13 protein-coding genes are annotated in these 17,725 nt (G+C 31.8%); 2 read left to right on the top strand and 11 right to left on the bottom strand.

Going from position 1 to position 17,725, the window contains the following annotated elements:
* The first annotated feature begins 120 nt into the window (after positions 1 to 120).
* Together ACFQ5N_RS00220 and ACFQ5N_RS00215 are read left to right on the top strand one after the other, a co-directional pair.
* Positions 121 to 1,587, top strand: coding sequence for a circularly permuted type 2 ATP-grasp protein (locus tag ACFQ5N_RS00220; RefSeq protein WP_386806753.1), 1,467 nt, complete (start codon positions 121 to 123; stop codon positions 1,585 to 1,587).
* Between the two features lie 6 nt (positions 1,588 to 1,593).
* Entirely contained in the window at positions 1,594 to 2,589 is a 996-nt protein-coding gene (locus ACFQ5N_RS00215) for an alpha-E domain-containing protein (protein ID WP_386806752.1), read from the top strand.
* 2 nt (positions 2,590 to 2,591) lie between these two features.
* Here ACFQ5N_RS00215 and ACFQ5N_RS00210 read toward each other — a convergent pair whose 3' ends face one another.
* The 11 genes from ACFQ5N_RS00210 to ACFQ5N_RS00160 form a co-directional block, all read right to left on the bottom strand.
* Positions 2,592 to 3,506 (bottom strand): transglutaminase family protein, encoded by a 915-nt coding sequence (locus ACFQ5N_RS00210; RefSeq protein WP_386806750.1) that lies wholly within the window; start codon positions 3,504 to 3,506, stop codon positions 2,592 to 2,594.
* Positions 3,506 to 6,061 (bottom strand): circularly permuted type 2 ATP-grasp protein, encoded by a 2,556-nt coding sequence (locus tag ACFQ5N_RS00205; RefSeq protein ID WP_386806749.1) that lies wholly within the window; start codon positions 6,059 to 6,061, stop codon positions 3,506 to 3,508. The genes ACFQ5N_RS00210 and ACFQ5N_RS00205 overlap by 1 nt, the downstream gene beginning before the upstream one ends.
* Before the next feature lie 8 nt (positions 6,062 to 6,069).
* A complete protein-coding gene (locus ACFQ5N_RS00200; RefSeq protein WP_386806748.1) occupies positions 6,070 to 9,405 on the bottom strand; it encodes a transglutaminase family protein in 3,336 nt (1,111 codons plus the stop codon).
* A gap of 249 nt (positions 9,406 to 9,654) precedes the next feature.
* The gene (locus ACFQ5N_RS00195) at positions 9,655 to 10,236 is read right to left on the bottom strand and encodes a precorrin-2 dehydrogenase/sirohydrochlorin ferrochelatase family protein (protein ID WP_386806747.1); all 582 of its coding nucleotides are present in this window, start codon (positions 10,234 to 10,236) and stop codon (positions 9,655 to 9,657) included.
* 45 nt (positions 10,237 to 10,281) lie between these two features.
* On the bottom strand, positions 10,282 to 11,058 hold the full coding sequence (gene cobA, locus ACFQ5N_RS00190; protein WP_386806746.1) for a uroporphyrinogen-III C-methyltransferase: 777 nt from the start codon (positions 11,056 to 11,058) through the stop codon (positions 10,282 to 10,284).
* Positions 11,048 to 13,138, bottom strand: a complete 2,091-nt coding sequence (locus ACFQ5N_RS00185; RefSeq protein WP_386806745.1) for a HEPN domain-containing protein — start codon at positions 13,136 to 13,138, stop codon at positions 11,048 to 11,050. The genes cobA and ACFQ5N_RS00185 overlap by 11 nt, the downstream gene beginning before the upstream one ends.
* A 98-nt stretch (positions 13,139 to 13,236) precedes the next feature.
* Positions 13,237 to 14,484, bottom strand: coding sequence for a sulfate adenylyltransferase subunit 1 (locus ACFQ5N_RS00180; protein WP_386806744.1), 1,248 nt, complete (start codon positions 14,482 to 14,484; stop codon positions 13,237 to 13,239).
* Positions 14,485 to 14,602: 118 nt separating this feature from the next.
* Positions 14,603 to 15,502, bottom strand: a complete 900-nt coding sequence (gene cysD, locus ACFQ5N_RS00175; protein ID WP_386806742.1) for a sulfate adenylyltransferase subunit CysD — start codon at positions 15,500 to 15,502, stop codon at positions 14,603 to 14,605.
* 10 nt (positions 15,503 to 15,512) lie between these two features.
* A complete protein-coding gene (locus ACFQ5N_RS00170) occupies positions 15,513 to 16,130 on the bottom strand; it encodes a phosphoadenosine phosphosulfate reductase domain-containing protein (RefSeq protein WP_386806740.1) in 618 nt (205 codons plus the stop codon).
* Positions 16,130 to 16,396 (bottom strand): DUF2061 domain-containing protein, encoded by a 267-nt coding sequence (locus ACFQ5N_RS00165; RefSeq protein WP_386806739.1) that lies wholly within the window; start codon positions 16,394 to 16,396, stop codon positions 16,130 to 16,132. The genes ACFQ5N_RS00170 and ACFQ5N_RS00165 overlap by 1 nt, the downstream gene beginning before the upstream one ends.
* 127 nt (positions 16,397 to 16,523) lie before the next feature.
* Positions 16,524 to 17,693: a trans-sulfuration enzyme family protein gene (locus tag ACFQ5N_RS00160; RefSeq protein WP_386806737.1), complete on the bottom strand. Its 1,170-nt coding sequence runs from the start codon at positions 17,691 to 17,693 to the stop codon at positions 16,524 to 16,526.
* Between the last annotated feature and the right edge of the window lie 32 nt (positions 17,694 to 17,725).

Raw genomic sequence — 17,725 nt, 5'->3', positions numbered from 1 at the left:
ATTATTATCATTTGTTTAATTTTAATGTGATTTTTATTGCAATGCATTAATTTTAGTGTTTTTTATTCAGTCAATAAGGTTTTATAATGCATAATTTATATATTTATAAAAAATTAAAGTTTGAAAAAAACAACTCAATTTCCATTATTCTCGTCATATGAATTTGATTCAAAATTTTATGATGAACTTTTTAAAGAAAATCAAGAGACAAGAGATATTTATAAAAAACTCTTTAAGCTTTTCAGTGAATATTCTGTAACAGAATTTAACGCTTTAAACAACCGAGCAAAAGATTCATTCTTTAAGCACGGAATTACCTTTCAAGTTTATAATTCTGATCAAGTTTCTGAAAAAATATTTCCTTTTGATTTATTTCCAAGAATTATTAATAACAAAGAATGGCAACATATAGAAAAAGGAGTTTTACAACGAAGTAAAGCACTAAATCTTTTTTTATGGGATGTTTATCACGAGCAAAAAATAATAAAACAAGGAATTGTACCTTTAGAATTGATAAGTTCTTCAGAAAATTTTTTACCACAAATGGTAAATTTAGATCCGCCTGAAGGAATTTACAATCATATTTCTGGAACTGATTTAATAAAACATTCTGATGGAAATTACTATGTACTTGAAGACAATATACGCTGTCCATCGGGTGTAAGTTACGTTGTAGGAAATAGATCAGCAGTAAAACACGCATTATTTGGTGTATTTAACAAGTACAATGCACACACCGTTGTAGATTATGGTGCTAATTTATTAGACATCATGGAATCTGTAAAACCAAAAGGAATAGACAATCCTGTAAGTGTTGTTATTACACCTGGTGTGTACAACTCTGCTTACTACGAACATTCTTTTTTGGCAAAACAAATGGGAATTGATTTAGTTGAAGGAAGAGATTTATTTGTTGAAAATGATTTTTTATACAAACAAACTATTTACGGCCCCGTTAAAGTAGATGTTATTTACAGAAGAATTGATGATTTATTTATTGACCCGCTAGAATTTAGAGAAGACTCTGTTTTAGGTGTACCAGGATTGTTTGAGGTTTATAAAAAAGGGAATGTATCTTTATTAAATGCTCCCGGAACTGGAGTTGCTGATGATAAAGCAGTGTACACGTATATGCCTGAAATTATTAAATATTATTTAGACGAAGACCCTATTTTAAACAACGTACACACGTACCATTGCAGCCGAAAAAAGGAATTAAGTTATGTTTTAGAAAACATAGATAAATTGGTAATTAAGCCTGTAGATGAGTCTGGTGGATACGGAATTTCAATTGGAAACAAATTATCTAAAAAAGAAATTCAAAAAGTAAAAGAAACTATTAAAGCAAATCCAAGAAAATATATTGCTCAACCCATAATGTCCCTCTCAACTCACCCAACTTATATTGAAGAAAGTGAGTCTTTTGAACCTCGACATGTTGATTTAAGAACTTTTACATTATTAGGAAAAGAAAAAGAATTTGTATTAAAAGGCGGCCTGTCTAGAGTCGCGCTTAGTAAAGGTAACTTAGTTGTAAACTCATCTCAAGGTGGTGGTTCAAAAGACACTTGGGTATTAAAAAAATAATGTAATATGTTAGCAAGAGTAGCAAATAACCTATTTTGGATGGGGCGTTATATAGAACGCTCAGAACATATAGCAAGATATTTAAATGTAAATTACTTTTCATCATTAGATGCTCCAAGCGAGTTGTCGCAATCCAGACAATTTGTATTAAGATCTATTCTATTTATGGCTAGTAATGAAATTCCAAAAGCAGATGTTATATTAAAAGAAGAAGATGTTTTGTTTAATATTGGCCTTAACAATAAACAACCATATTCAATAATTTCTTCATTCAAATTTGCACACGAAAACGCAAGAAGCTCAAGAGATTTAATTTCAACTGAGCTTTTTGAATCATTAAACACCGTAAATCACAAGATTAAAAATTATTGCGCCAAAACCTTTGTAAAAAACGGTTTATATGATTTTACTTCAATGGTTACCCAATCAACACCAGAATTACGAAGTAAAATTCAAGGAACCCTTTTACACGATGAACTGTACGCAGTAATAATGTTAGGAATTTACTTGGAAAGAGCCATTCAAGTTACACGAATTATAAACGCTAAGTGTAGTGATGCTTCTGTAGAAAATATGGAGCATGAAGATATTAAAGGAAATAGCCACCAATGGGCCACGTTACTAAAATGTGTTTCATCATACGATATGATGAGGCGTTTTTATAAAAAAACACCTACAAAACGTACCACGCTAGAGTTTTTGGTTTTAAATGAAGACTGCCCAAGATCTATTAAAAGTTGTTTAAACCAAATAGAAACGTATGTAAATATTCTTGTAAAACATCATAAAATTGAAAGCAACTCAGCTGCTTTTTTAATTCGAAAATTAAAAGCCAATTTTAAATATAAATTGATTGATGACATTGAAGAAAACATTGAAGAATTCTTGAACGATTTAATTAACAACCTAGTAGATATTGGTGAAAAACTAGATGAAAATTATTTTAAAATCACCAATTATCCAATTGTAAAAAGAAATACATCTTCAGCACAAAGTCAATAAATTTATTGACTTTGTGTTTGATTTTGTAATAAACTTGGTCTTATATCAACTGAAACTTCCATATTATTTTCACCTGAACTATAGGTAACACCTTTTAAAGGCGGCACATCTAAATAATCTCTACCATGCGCAACAATAATATGTTGATTTTTTGGAATTTGATTATTTGTAGGGTCAAAATCAACCCAACCAAAAGTAGGAATATACACTGAAAACCAAGCGTGAGAAGCATCAGTTCCAACCAATTTTTCTTTACCTACTGGCGGCAAAGTTTCAATATAACCACTAACATATCTTGAAGCCAAACCAACAGATCTTAAACAAGCAATTGCAATTTGAGCAAAATCTTGACAAACACCTTTCTTTTCAGCCATTACATCATTAAGCGGAGTAGCAATAGTTGAAAAACTAGGATCAAAATCAAAATCAGAAAATATACGCTGTGTTAGCTCATACGAAGCCTCAAAAATATCTCTATTTGGTTTAAATGAAACCTGCGCATATTTTTTAATCTCTTTAGAAATATCAGCAATCAATGGAGAATCTAACATAAACTGTTTCACCTCTAAAACTTCTGGCTGAATACCTTTTAGCATCTTTAACGCTTCTTTTAAAGAAACTTTATTTGAAGCATTAAAATCTTCAATAGAATTTTGCTTACTATAATCTCTAAAAACTTTACTGCGTGCCGTTACATCTAACTCTTCATGATATTGCTGAATTGAAAATCTAGCAATTGTATTTCCAAAAAAATCAATCCTTTCTGAAAAATCAGTAGGAACAGGATCAATTTTTAAATCATATTCAAGTAAAGATTGCCCTAAAAAACTTTTAGGTTTTAAAGTTGCTAAATTATGACAAAAGGAAGCTCCATTTTCATATTTATAACGTGTGGTATGTATAATATCAAAAATCATTATTTAGCTTCATTTTTTTTACGTATCAATTGACTTTGCTGATACATGTGATTAAAATAGGTGTTTGAAATAGACAATGAAGTTTCATGAAGCACATCACTTAATTCCTCTAAAAAACCATCAAGAAAAACGCGCATATTTGAATCTGAATTCACACAAATTAAATCTTCAACACTTAAACTCTGAATTTTCTTATACGCCAAGTTTATATTTTCTTGACATTCTATAAACTCGCTGTTTCCGTTGTTTGGTAATTGATCAATATCTTTTTTTAATCTCTTAATTTGAAAAGCAAGCGATTTTGCATACTCCTTATCTAATAAAATTAAGCTAATTACATTTTCTAAACTTAAATAAGACCTGTAACTATGTCTGTAAATATTTAAACTTTCATGACTACTTAACAGCGACTCTAAAACCTCATACTCCAAATCTTCATGGTGCTGTACAATAACTAAAGACCTAAACTTTGCAATGGTCATTGTAGCTTCTTCCATTTGAAGACCAATAAAATAAAGCAACAAACCTTGCTTTACCAATATACTTTCTTCAGTTAAAGACATAAAAGCAATTAACCTAGTTATAATTCTATCAAAAAATTTAACTAAAACAGGTATGGTATATGTTTCTTCTTCTTTTAAGTTTTTTAATAATTTTTGAATACTATCAAAAACCCGCCACATATCTCTAGACCACAAATTTCTAAGTGAATAATATGAATATGTAAAACTTGAAATGGTTTGAGCAAAACTTCCAACCTTTGTTTCATCTAAAATTACAGATACAATTTCCTTCAACGGATTTTGCATTGCAGCTTCTTCATTTTCTCCTGTAAAACCAGGGAAAGTAGATGTTATATTTGTGATAGATTGAAATAAAATTCTTAAACTTTCTGATTCAGATTTACGGTCATTAAACTGCACATTTGCCATTTGGTTTAACACCATTCGAATATAACGAGCCGTTACAATAGTTCTTCCTAAATACCTACCAGACCAAAATAAATTTTCTGCTGTATTACTTGATACATCATTAATTCCAGACGATAAATTACTAGTTGTTTTATGCCAAGAATAACGTTGAATATTATGCTGTTTTTTATCACTTACAACCCAAAAATCTTTACTAGTTCCTCCTCTTTGATTAGAAACCAGCAACTCTTCACGCTCAGCAGCAACACGCACTAAACCACCAGGCATAACGCTATAACTGTCATTTTTAGCCACTGAAAACGTACGGCAAACTATTTTACGCGGCTCTAAGTGGTTATCAACAAAGTTAGGAGCAGTTGAAAAATTAATATTCTCTTGCGCCACAAATTGATAAGGTGCTTTTAAAATTTGATTTTTTAGATTTTGTAATTCTTTTTTGGTTAAAAATTCCCCAAAATAAATATGCTCTCTGTGAGTTCTATCTATTCTTTTAACCACTAATGAAGAAAGATGGTTTAATACATATTTCAGCTCTTTTTCTTGTCCGCACCACCACGAAGCAATTTGAGGTAAAATTAAATCTTCATTTAAAAAATATTTACAAACACTATTTAAAAAAGGAATTAATCCCGGATTTTCCAAAATTCCACTTCCAACTGGATTTACAATTGCAACATTTTGAAGTCTAACAACTTCTAACAAACCTGCAACACCTAAATAGGAATCTTCTCTTAACTCAAGAGGATCCATAAAAACATCATCAACCCTTCTATAAATTACATCAATTTGTTTCAATCCTTTTAAAGATTTCATCCATAGCTTACCATCTCTCACCACTAAATCACTTCCTTTCACCAAAGGATAACCAAGAAAAGATGACAAATACGAATGCTCAAAATAAGTTTCATTATGTGGTCCAGGTGTTAAAATTACAACCGTAGGATTTTCTTTATTGGTAGGAGCTGATTTTAATAATAATTGATTAAAATCTTTAAAAAAAGAAGATGTTTGCTCTACATTAATATCTCCAAAAACTTCAGGTACAACTTTATTTATTGAAAGTCTATTTTCTAAAGCATACCCCATTCCTGAAGGCGCTTGAGCCCTATCATTCACTACCCACATTCGTCCATCAGGACCTCTAGCTAAATCGGCTGAATGAATTAATAACTGCTTTGCTGTTTTATATTGAATTTGATCACAATCACGCAAAAAACCTCTATGCGAAAACACAACTTCAAAAGGAATAATTCCTTTTTTTATCAATTCGCGCTTCCCATAAATATCTTTTAACAGCAAATTCAACACTTCAGAGCGTTGTTGAATTCCTTTTTCAATTGTTTTCCATTCTTTTTTTTGAATGATAAAAGGAACAATATTTAATTTCCAAGGTCTATTTAATCCTTTAGGATCATTATAAACATTATAGGTAACTCCATTTTCAGCTAACAACCAATCTATCTCACCCTCTTTCTCTTTCAGCTTTTTTTCTCCAATTACTGAAAGGTTATCTAATAGTTTATCCCAATTTTTATCAATACCTAAGTCTGATGAAAACACCTCATCATACCCTTTAAAATCTTTAAAATAATTTTTAAATAACGTGTTTGTACTCGCTGGCATTCGTATTCTTATTTTTTACGCAAATCTAAGGTATTTGGAAATTCTGAGTCAACAGGAATCGTTTTAAATCTAAATTTCTTTTTACTTCCCTGTTCCTCAACAGTTCTAGTAGGTGCAGCAACTTCACTTGCTGTTATTTCTTCAATAACATCTACATCTGTTTGTGTTTCTCCAATATCCCAAAATCTATTTATTCTTCTAGACTCTGCTTCAAAACTATTTACTGGGAACGTTTCGTATGATCTTCCGCCTGGATGAGCTACAAAATATTTACAACCTCCAATAGATTTTCTATTCCATGTATCTACAATATCAAATGCTAGCGGCGTATCTACTCCTATTGTTGGATGTAATGCAGAATGCGGATCCCAAGCTTTATAACGAACAGCAGCTACAAACTCTCCTTTAGTTCTAGTTGGTTGCAATTGCACTTTTACACCATTACAAGTAAGCACATACCTTTCACTTACAAAGTTAGACACTTTTACTTGTAAACGTTCTAATGAAGAATCTACGTATCTTGCCGTTCCACCACCTGTCATTTCTTCTCCTAATACATTCCAAGGTTCTATACCGGCTCTCAACTCCATATGAATATCATTAATATCCACCATACCATGTAGCGGAAATCTAAATTCGAAAAATGGATCAAACCAATCTTCCTGAAACTTATAACCTGCTTTATTTAATTGCTGTACAATATCTTTAATATCTTCACGTACAAAATGCTCTATTAAGAATTTATCATGTAATTCTGTTCCCCAACGCACTAAATCATGTTCATATGGTCTTTTCCAGAACCAAGCAACCAATGCTCTCACCAATAACATTTGCACCAAACTCATTTGTGGATGCGGAGGCATATCAAAACCTCTCAATTCTAAAATCCCTAAACGTCCGGTAGAAGAATCTGGTGAATATAATTTATCTATGCAAAACTCAGCTCTATGCGTGTTTCCAGTTAAATCTGTCAATAAATGTCTAAACAAACGATCTGTTAACCAAAATGGAACTTCGCCATCTTTTGGAATTTGACTAAATGCAATTTCTAACTCATATAAGTTTTCCATTCTAGCTTCATCAATTCTTGGTGCCTGACTAGTAGCACCAACAAACGAACCTGAAAACAAATAGGTTAAACCTGGATGATGTTGCCAAAAAGTTAATAAACTTCGTAGTAAACTTGGCTTACGTAACAACGGACTATCGGCAGGAGTAGTACCTCCTAAAGTCACGTGATTTCCTCCACCGGTACCTGTATGCTTACCATCTAACATAAACTTTTCTGTACCTAGCCTACATTTTTTAGCTTCATCATATAAATTCATGGTGTTTTCTACCAATTCTCCCCAACTTTTCATTGGGTGAACATTTACTTCAATTACACCAGGATCTGGCGTAATTTTCATAGACTCTACTCTATTGTCATGTGGCGGATTGTACCCTTCTAATATTACAGGAATATTCAACTCTTTTGACGTAGCTTCAATAGAAGCTATTAAATCTAAAAATGCATCTATAGAATCTAAAGGTGGTAAAAATAAATACAGTTTATTATCTCTAATTTCAGCAGAAATTGCTGTACGCACAAAAAACTTAGGTTTATTTACATCTAATCCATTTGCGCAAAAATCTTTATACCTAATACTTACCAATCTTTTAAAGCTCGGCAATCTTTTTCTAGCTTTAAATAAATCTGGTTCGTATACCGGAAAAACACCATACTCTGGTTTAGCTTCTAATGAACTTAAAGGCAACCTCAACCCTATTGGAGAAGTTCCCGGAGTTAAAAACATATGTTTTCTTCTAAACACCCACTCACTAGTAAACCATTGATCTCCTGATTTATTTAATGGCAACACATAACCAACTGCTTTATTTGTTCCTTGCTCTAGAATTTGAGCCAATCGTTCTCTTACTAAATCTTCACTATTCTCTTTTGTTATATCTATATCTACAGGTATATTTCCTTCTTCCCACAGCATATAAAATGCATCTTCGTACGTAGGAATCACATGCTCATTTGTAACATTTAAATACTTGGTTAACGTATCTAAAAACAATTTATCACTTCCTTCTTCAACATGTGAATTTACAGCTAAGCAAGAAAGTAACTTTTCATTATGCCATATTTTTTTACCGTCTTTTCTCCAATACAGCTGAATTTCCCACCTTGGCAATGGCTCTCCTGGATACCATTTCCCTTGTGCATGATGTAACATTCCTCCTTTGGCAACTTTTTCCAAAAGACGTTTTGTTAAATCATCTGCTAGTTTTCTTTTATGTGGTCCATCAGCATCCGTATTCCATTCTGGAGATTCCATATCGTCTATAGATACAAATGTAGGCTCTCCACCCATAGTTAAACGCACATCTTCTTTTTCTAAATGCTTCTCTACTTTATGACCTAATTTTTCAATGGCTTTCCATTGCTCTTGTGTATAAGGTTTTGTTACGCGTGGAGATTCTAATATTCTTGTTACTGAATTTTCAAATTCAAATTCAGTTTCACATTTATCAGACAATCCTGTAACTGCAGCAGCACTATCGTAATGTGGTGTACACGACAAAGGAATATGTCCTTCACCTGCTAACAAACCAGAAGTGGCATCAAAACCAATCCAACCTGCGCCTGGCAAATATATTTCTGCCCACGCGTGCAAATCAGTAAAATCTTCTGAAGGACCAGAAGGTCCATCTAAAGATTCTTCATCAGCTTTTAATTGCACAATATAACCTGAAACAAACCTAGCACCAAAACCTAAATGACGTGCAGCTTCTACCAACAACCAAGCATAGTCTCTACAAGAACCTGTTTTACATTGCAATGTTTCTTCTGGTGTTTGCACACCTGGCTCCATTCTTATGTTATAACTTAAATAGTTGTATACTTTTTGATTTAAATCTATTAAAAAATAAATTGTTTTTCTTGGTGTGTAATCAACAGACTTTACAAAATCATTGATCAAATCACTGCTATCATTTATTTCTAAATAAGGATGTAATTCTTTTTTTAAATCATCTGAATATTCAAAAGGGTATTCTTCAGCACTTTCCTCTACAAAAAAGTCAAATGGATTTATAGTTTTTAAATCTGCTATTATCTCTACATCAATAGACATTTCAGTTGTTTTTTCTGGGAAAACAACGCGAGCCTGATAATTTCCAAAAGGATCTTGTTGCCAATTGAAAAAATGATCTTCAGGTTTTATTTTTAATGAATACGATTCTATAGGCGTTCTACTATGAGGTGCTGGCCTTAATCTAAAAATATGAGGAGATAATGAAACTGGTCTGTCGTATTTATACTTTGTTTTATGAGAAATTACAATTTTTAAAGCCATAAGATATATTTAAAAACATTATTTATTAAGGCTATTTTTATTTAAAAAACAGCTAAAATATAGATTTCTTAAAATTAAGAATATTTCAATAATAATCTCTTTCTACTGATTATAATATTCCATTTTTAAATAAATCATTAAATATGATTACTTTTTTAAGTAAAAAACTTCAATATCCAAATTAAAAAACTTGAATATTGAAGTAATAATAAAAATAGTTCCGTTTTTATTTTTAAAACACCTAAAAAACTATTGATTCTTGTTAATAATTCCTTTGGTAAGTGTATTTAAAGTGTCTACTTTATCTTGAAAATCTCCTTTTATTGTTTTTCTGAAGGCATTCAAATTTTGAGCCAAATCATCAATATTTTCTGGAATTACTTCTTCAAAAAACTGACGCAAACGTTTTGCCAAAGTTGGCGATTTTCCATTGGTAGAAATGGCAATTTTTATATTTCCTTTAGTTACAATTCCTCCCATATAAAAATCACAATAAGGTGGATTGTCTGCAACATTCACCAAAATACAACGCTCTTTACAGTCTTTATAAACTTCAATATTAACTGCTACAACATCAGTTGTAGCAATTACCATATGTTTTTCTTGTAAATAAGAGCTATTATAAACATCGTGAATCAATTCAACCGAATGATTTTTAGCTAGTTCAACCAATTCTGAATGAAACTCAGGAGCTACCACAGTTACGTTTGCACTAGGACTAGATTTTAACAAGAAGGTTAATTTCTCTAAACCTACATTTCCTCCACCTACTATTAATACATTTAATTGGGCAACTTTTAAAAAAATTGGGTATAACTCGTTTTGATTCATAATAAATTAGTTCAGCAAGAAACAAATATAGTAATGATTATTAATTTATTTTGAATTTAAAACCTCTGAACGAATATTTTCATAAAACGAACGAAATTTGGTACTTTCTTTCACCACTTCACCAATTACAATAATAGCTGGTGATGATAATTTTTTATGAGCAACTACCTCTTCAATAGTATCAATAGTTCCCAATCCCAACTTTTCACTTTTGGTTGTTCCGTTTTGAATGATTGCAGTTGACACTTCAGATTTATTATATTTTTTAAAGATGGTAACTATCTCGCTCAGCTTACTCATTCCCATTAATATAACAACCGTAGCTGTTGATTGTGCCGCTAAAAAAACATCATTTGATAATTTTCTTTCTGAAGTTGTTCCTGTAATTACCCAAAAACTTTCTGAAACGCCACGTTTTGTTAAGGAAATTCCCTGACTTGCAGGTACTGCCATTGATGATGAAATTCCTGAAATTACCGTAGTTTCTATTCCAAACGATTCAATATAATCGACTTCTTCTGAACCTCTTCCAAACACAAAAGGATCACCACCTTTTAAACGAACCGCATCACCGTATTCAAAAGCACTTTTTACAATTAACTCATTTATTTCATCTTGTGAATACCTGTGAAAATCTTTTCTTTTTCCCACAAAAATCTTTTCTGCATTTGGAGCATATGCTAACAATTCACGATTAATTAAAGCATCATATAAAACAACTTTTGCTTTTGATAATGCCTTTACTCCTTTTACAGTTATTAAATCTGGATCTCCTGGTCCTGCACCAATTAAGGTTACTTTTGGTGTAATTTTAGTTTTCATCAGATATCACTTGTGCTCTATAAGCATCTACTTTTTTGTAAAACAATTGCGCATCTATCAAATAATTTTGTGCAAACGCTTCAGTTGGTTCGTTATTTTTAATTTGATAAATAAAGTCTGAAAAAGGTACGTTTAACGCTATTTTTGAAGCAAATGTTTCTTCAAAATCAGTAATAATTTTTGCGTGGGTATTTGTTTTTTTACCTTCTGAAATTAGCAATGCTTTCGCTGAATTTACAATGCTAGAATATGCGTAATAAATACTATCTGAGTATTGTTTTAAGTTTAATGCTTCTGATGAATTATCTAATTTTTCTTCACTTTCTAACAACAGTGTTGCAATTAAATCTATTACTACACCTGCACACTCACCAACACCAACCGCTTTTTCATATGCTTGCTCACTTCCCCAATCAATAAAATCTGATTGTTCTAAATTTGAAGTATCAGCCAATGGTTTTAATAAATCATAAAAGTACATTTCTCCTTTACGATCGTAATAATTTATAAACGACTCATCAACCTCAACATTATCTTGATAATCATTTAAAATACTGCGAAGTGCTTGCGGTCCACGTTTACTTGGAATTTTCAACACCTTATCTGCAATTCTTCCTTCACCATTCCCTAAAACACTTCCACCCAACAACACTTGCAAAGCAGGAGCAACATAATTTCCAGATTTAATAGACATTCCTTGAAAACCAATATGCGCCATTGTATGTTGCCCACAAGAGTTCATACAACCACTTATTTTAATGGTAATTTCTTTATTGTTTGCATACTCAGGAAACTCGGTTTTTAGTACACGCTCTAACTCTGCAGAAGCACCTGTACTACTTGCAATACCTAAATTACACGTATCGGTTCCTGGGCAAGAAGTAATATCAATTGTACTTTCATAACCTACTTCAACAAAACCTAATTTTTGCAATTCCACATAAAAAAATGGCAACAACTCATTTTTTACGTGACGAATTAAGATATTTTGACGCAATGACAAACGAATTTCATTTCCTGCATAATTCTTAACCAAATCAGCTAAAATTCTTGCTTTATCTGTGTAAAAATCACCTAAATGCACTTTGATACCAATAGCGCTAAAACCTTCTTGTTTTTGCTCAATTACATTGGCTTTTTTCCAAGATTCAAAAGCTTTTTGATCTTCTAATTCTACTGAAGGAATTTCAACAGATGGAATAGTAATAGCAGCATCAAAATTAGATGTATCAATTGGAAATGAAGTTACCGACAATGCTTTTTGCTCGTCTTCAACTAATTTTACAAACGCATCAAATCCAATATCTTTTATTAAGAATTTTAAACGAGCTTTTGCTCTTTTAGAACGTTCACCATATCTGTCAAACACACGTAAAACAGCTTCAGTTACAGGGATAATTTTATCAGCTTCAATAAATTCAAATAAAGTATCAGCCAATCTAGCTTGAGAACCTAAACCACCACCAATCATCACTTTAAAACCAACAACACCGTCTTTAATTTTGGCTATAAAACCTAAATCGTGCATAAAACTTAATGCGGTATCTTTATCAGTTCCAGAAAATGAAATTTTAAATTTTCGACCTAATTCTTGACAAATTGGGTTACGTAAAAAGAACTCAAAAGTAGCGTGTGCATACGGAGAGACATCAAAAGGTTCGTCCTTATCAATACCTGCAGTTTCACTTGCTGTTACGTTTCTAACTGCATTACCACAAGCTTCACGCAAGGTAATATCATCTTTTTCTAATTCAGCCCAAAGCTCAGGAGTTCTATCTAAACTTACGTGGTGAATTTGAATATCTTGACGTGTAGTAATATGCAATCTACCTCTAGAATATTCATCAGAAACATTGGCAATTCTATGTAGTTGTTCGCTGGTTAATTTACCATAAGGCAACTTAATACGAATCATTTGAACACCAAACTGACGTTGCCCGTAAACACCACGAGCCAAACGTAAACTTCTAAAACGTTCTTCATCTATTTCACCTTTGTAAAATAATTGAATTTTTTTCTCTAAGTCAATAATGTCTTTTTCGACGATCGGATTTTCGATCTCGCTTCTAAAGCTTTGCATTGTATGTAATTTTTTTAGTTAGTAGTTGTTGTATCCCAAGCCCACGTTTAAAAATGAGCCAAAATAAAATTTATATGTTTGATTTTTAAATAATTAACCTAATCAATAAAACCTACCCCAACGGTATTATTGCTTTGTGGGTCAATTAAAATAAACGCTCCGTTTGTTCTATGTTCTTTAAATGAATCAAAGAAAATTGGCTTATTTAATTGAAATGAAACTGATGCGATATCATTCATTCCTAAACTTGAAATTCCTTCTTCAATTCCAGAATAATCAGGATTTATTTTATTGTGTATAGCACTTACTTTTGAAAGCACTTTATTTACGCCGTGCTGCAAAATATATTTTGAACCTGGTTGTAATGATTTTCCATCCATCCAAGAAATGGTTGCTGTAAATTTCTTATCAACCTTTGGCAACTCATTTGCTTTCACAATCATATCTCCTCTACTTACATTCACATCATCTTCTAATGTAATTGTAATTGAAGATCTACGTGCTGCTGTATCGTATTTTTTATCGTAAAAATAAATTTCTTTTACTTTAGATTTTGTTTCAGAAGGCAATACTACAATTTCATCACCTACTGAAATATCTCCACCATATACTTTTCCAGCGTATCCTCTATAATCGTGATATTCTTCAGTTTTTGGTCTAATTACATATTGAACAGGAAAACGTGTTATACCACTATTGTACACATCTTTTGTGTCAATTTTTTCTAAATGCTCCAGTAAAGTTTGCCCTTTATACCAATCCATATTAGTAGACTCTTCAACCACATTGTCTCCTTTTAAAGCACTTACTGGAATAAATGTAATTTGTTGATCTTCGTAATCACTTTTCTCAACTACTTTTTGAAAATCAGCTTTAATTTCATTGTATCTTTCTTCTGAAAAATCAACCAAATCCATTTTATTAACTGCAACAATTACGTCTTTAATTCTCAATAAATTATTGATAAAAAAGTGACGATATGTTTGCTCTATTACTCCGTGACGTGCATCAATTAAAATAATAGCTACTTGAGAAGTTGACGCTCCTGTAACCATATTTCTAGTATATTCTATGTGACCAGGAGTATCAGCAATAATGTAACTTTTTGTAGCTGTAGAAAAATAAATATGTGCTACATCAATTGTAATTCCTTGCTCACGCTCAGCAACCAAACCATCAGTTGCTAAAGAAAAATCTAAATAATCGTATCCTTTTTGTTTTGAGCTACGCTCAATTGCTTCTAATTTATCACTTGTTAATGACTTTGTATCGTATAACAAACGACCAATTAAAGTACTTTTTCCGTCATCTACACTTCCTGCTGTTGCTATTTTTAAAACTTCCATTTTTATGTTTAGCTATGTGCCATTTGCAATTTGCTACTGGCTTAATTTTATAATTATTTTTTAAATGTGCTTTTGGCCAAATTCCAAAAGCTAAAAGCAAAATTTTCTAATGAAAATTTTAAAAGTACCCTTGTTGCTTACGTTCTTCCATTGCAGCTTCAGATCTTTTATCATCAATTCTTGCTCCACGTTCCGATATACTTGAATCTCTAATCTCTTCAACTACTTTACTAATTGTAGTTGCATAAGAATCTACCGCTGCGGTACAACTCATATCTCCTACAGTTCTAAAACGCACCATACGTTCTTCTACAAGTTCATCATCTTCTCTGTATACGTGCTCTGATGCTGTCCAAATTAAGCCATCTCTTAAAAATACTTGACGTTTATGAGCGAAATAAATTGAAGGAATTTCTAAATTTTCACGCTCAATATATGTCCAAACATCTAATTCTGTCCAGTTAGAAATTGGAAAAACACGTACATTTTGTCCAAAATCAATTTCACCGTTTAACATATCAAATAATTCTGGGCGTTGATTTTTTTCATCCCATTGTCCAAAATCATCACGTACTGAAAAAATACGCTCCTTTGCTCTTGCTTTCTCTTCATCACGACGCGCACCACCTATACAAGCATCAAATTTGAATTCTTCAATTGCATCTAATAAAGTAGTAGTTTGCAACATATTTCTACTTGAATATTTTCCAGACTCTTCCTTTACTTTTCCTTGATCAATAGAATCTTGTACGTTACGTACAATTAATTCAACACCTAATTCTTCAACCAATTTATCTCTAAAAGCAATTGTTTCAGGAAAGTTATGCCCTGTATCAATATGCATTAAAGGAAACGGAATTTTAGCAGGGTAAAATGCTTTTTGCGCTAATCGTACCAACACAATAGAATCTTTTCCTCCAGAAAATAATAATACTGGTTTTTTGAATTGAGCAGCAACTTCTCTAAAAATATAAATTGCTTCGTTTTCAAGTGCGTTTATTTGAATCTTTTCTGTCATCTCTCTTATTTTATGAATGCAATCCACATTCTCTATTTGATAATACTTTTGTTGGGTCAAAATACTTGAACTCATTTGGTAAATTGCGTTCTTCTAAATAAGCATCTAACTTTTCATCTGACCAGTGATAAAAAGGGCTTACTTTTAACAAACCATCTTTACTCATAGAAACAATATCAATACTATTTCTAAAAGCAGTTTGCCCTGCTCTTAAATTTGTAAACCAAACATCTGGTGTATGTTCAGCCATTGCTCTATTAAAAGGCTCTAGTTTTACTTGCTCAGTAAAAATAGCGTGATTTGGGTCTTCAATTTGAGGAATTCCCATTACAGCGTCCCTGTAAGCTGATGTTTGCTTTGGAACATACAAATGAACATTTAGTTCTAATGAATTTATCAACTCATTTGCGTGTTTATACGTTTGAGGCGTATTATAACCTGTATCACACCAAATCACTTTCATGTTTGGATCTACTTGTGTACAAGCATTTAAAATAGCCACTTCATAAGGTCTAAAATTTGTAGTTACTAAAGCATTTTTAGCAATACTTAAAGCCCAAGCAATTATTTGCTCTGGCGACTTATCTTTTAAATCTTTATTAATTTGTTCTAAATTTAAATCTTTCATTATTTCCCCCATTTTATAACATTCCAAATTCTTTCATGAAAAAAGTACAAAACCATTTTTGTAACTACTTCTATTGATCCTATTGATAATGCCATTGTAAATTCTCCTGTAATAAACCAAGCAATTATCATAGTATCTACGGTTCCTAAAACCCTCCAACTAATTGCCTTCACAATACTGCGTTTCGGTTTTTCTGAAGATTTTGCCTTTTCAAAAGTATCTTCTTTCTTCGTTTTACCTGAAACAAAAAATTGATCTAATATCATTACGCTTTAATTATTCTTTTTTTTCGGGTACAAACATACATTTATTTCTTTACCCTACCAAATCGATAGACTTTTAGATTAATAGTCGCGTAACTTTTAATTTAATTACAAAATAATCCTTAAAATATTACGATTTTAATGCCTGAACAATGTCTTCAATTATGTCATCTGCATTTTCTAAACCTACAGAAATACGAACCAAACCTGGTGTAATACCAACTTCCAATCGTTCTTCTTCACTTAATTTACTATGTGTAGTTGATGCCGGATGTGTAACAATAGTTCTTGTATCACCTAAATTTGCTGATAATGAACACATTTTAATACTATTTAAAAACTTTCGACCAGCTTCAATACCACCTTTTACTTCAACAGCAATAATGTTTCCTCCTAATTTCATTTGCTTTTTAGCAATTTCATATTGTGGATGCGATTTTAAAAATGGGTATTTTACTTTTGAAATAAATTCACTCTTCTCTAAAACCTCAGCAATTTTTAATGCGTTTTCACAATGTTTTTCTACACGAACTGCCAATGTTTCCAAACTTTTACTCAATGTCCAAGCGTTAAATGGCGATAAAGACGGCCCTGTATTTCTGGCAAACAAATAAATTTCACGAATTAATTCTGCCTTTCCAACTGCAACTCCTCCTAAAACTCTTCCTTGTCCATCCATTAATTTTGTAGCCGAATGCACTACTAAATCAGCACCATATTTTATAGGCTGCTGAATGTAAGGTGTTGCAAAACAGTTATCAATAATTAATAATAAATTATGCTTTTTTGCAATGGCACCTAACAACTCTAAATCTATAATATCAACTCCAGGATTTGTTGGAGATTCTGCATATAATATTTTTGTTGAAGGCGTAATTAATGCTTCAATCTCAGCAGGATTATTAATATCAAAATAAGACGTTGAAATATTCCATTTCGGAAAATACTTTGTAAACAATGTATGTGTTGAACCAAAAATTGAACGAGCAGATACAATATGATCACCACTACTTAACAACGCAGCAAAGGTTGAATAAATAGCCGCCATACCTGAAGCAAACGCATACCCGTCTTCTGCACCTTCCATCTTCATCACTTTTTCAACAAATTCAGATGTATTAGGATTGCTATAACGCGAATAAATATTTTTAATTTTTTCTTCAGTAAATGAAGCTCTCATATCTTCAGCATCATCAAATACAAAGCTTGAAGTTACATACATTGGTGTTGTATGTTCTTGAAATTGAGATCGTTCAATTTGCGTACGTATTGCTTCTGTTTCAAAATTTTTATGATCCATTTAGTAAGTAGTTGTTAGTTAATTTTAAACCT

It is taken from the genome of Lutibacter holmesii (genome assembly GCF_042679665.1).
Classification (GTDB): Bacteria; Bacteroidota; Bacteroidia; order Flavobacteriales; family Flavobacteriaceae; genus Lutibacter; species Lutibacter holmesii.
This window is presented reverse-complemented; position numbering and strand designations above follow the sequence as displayed.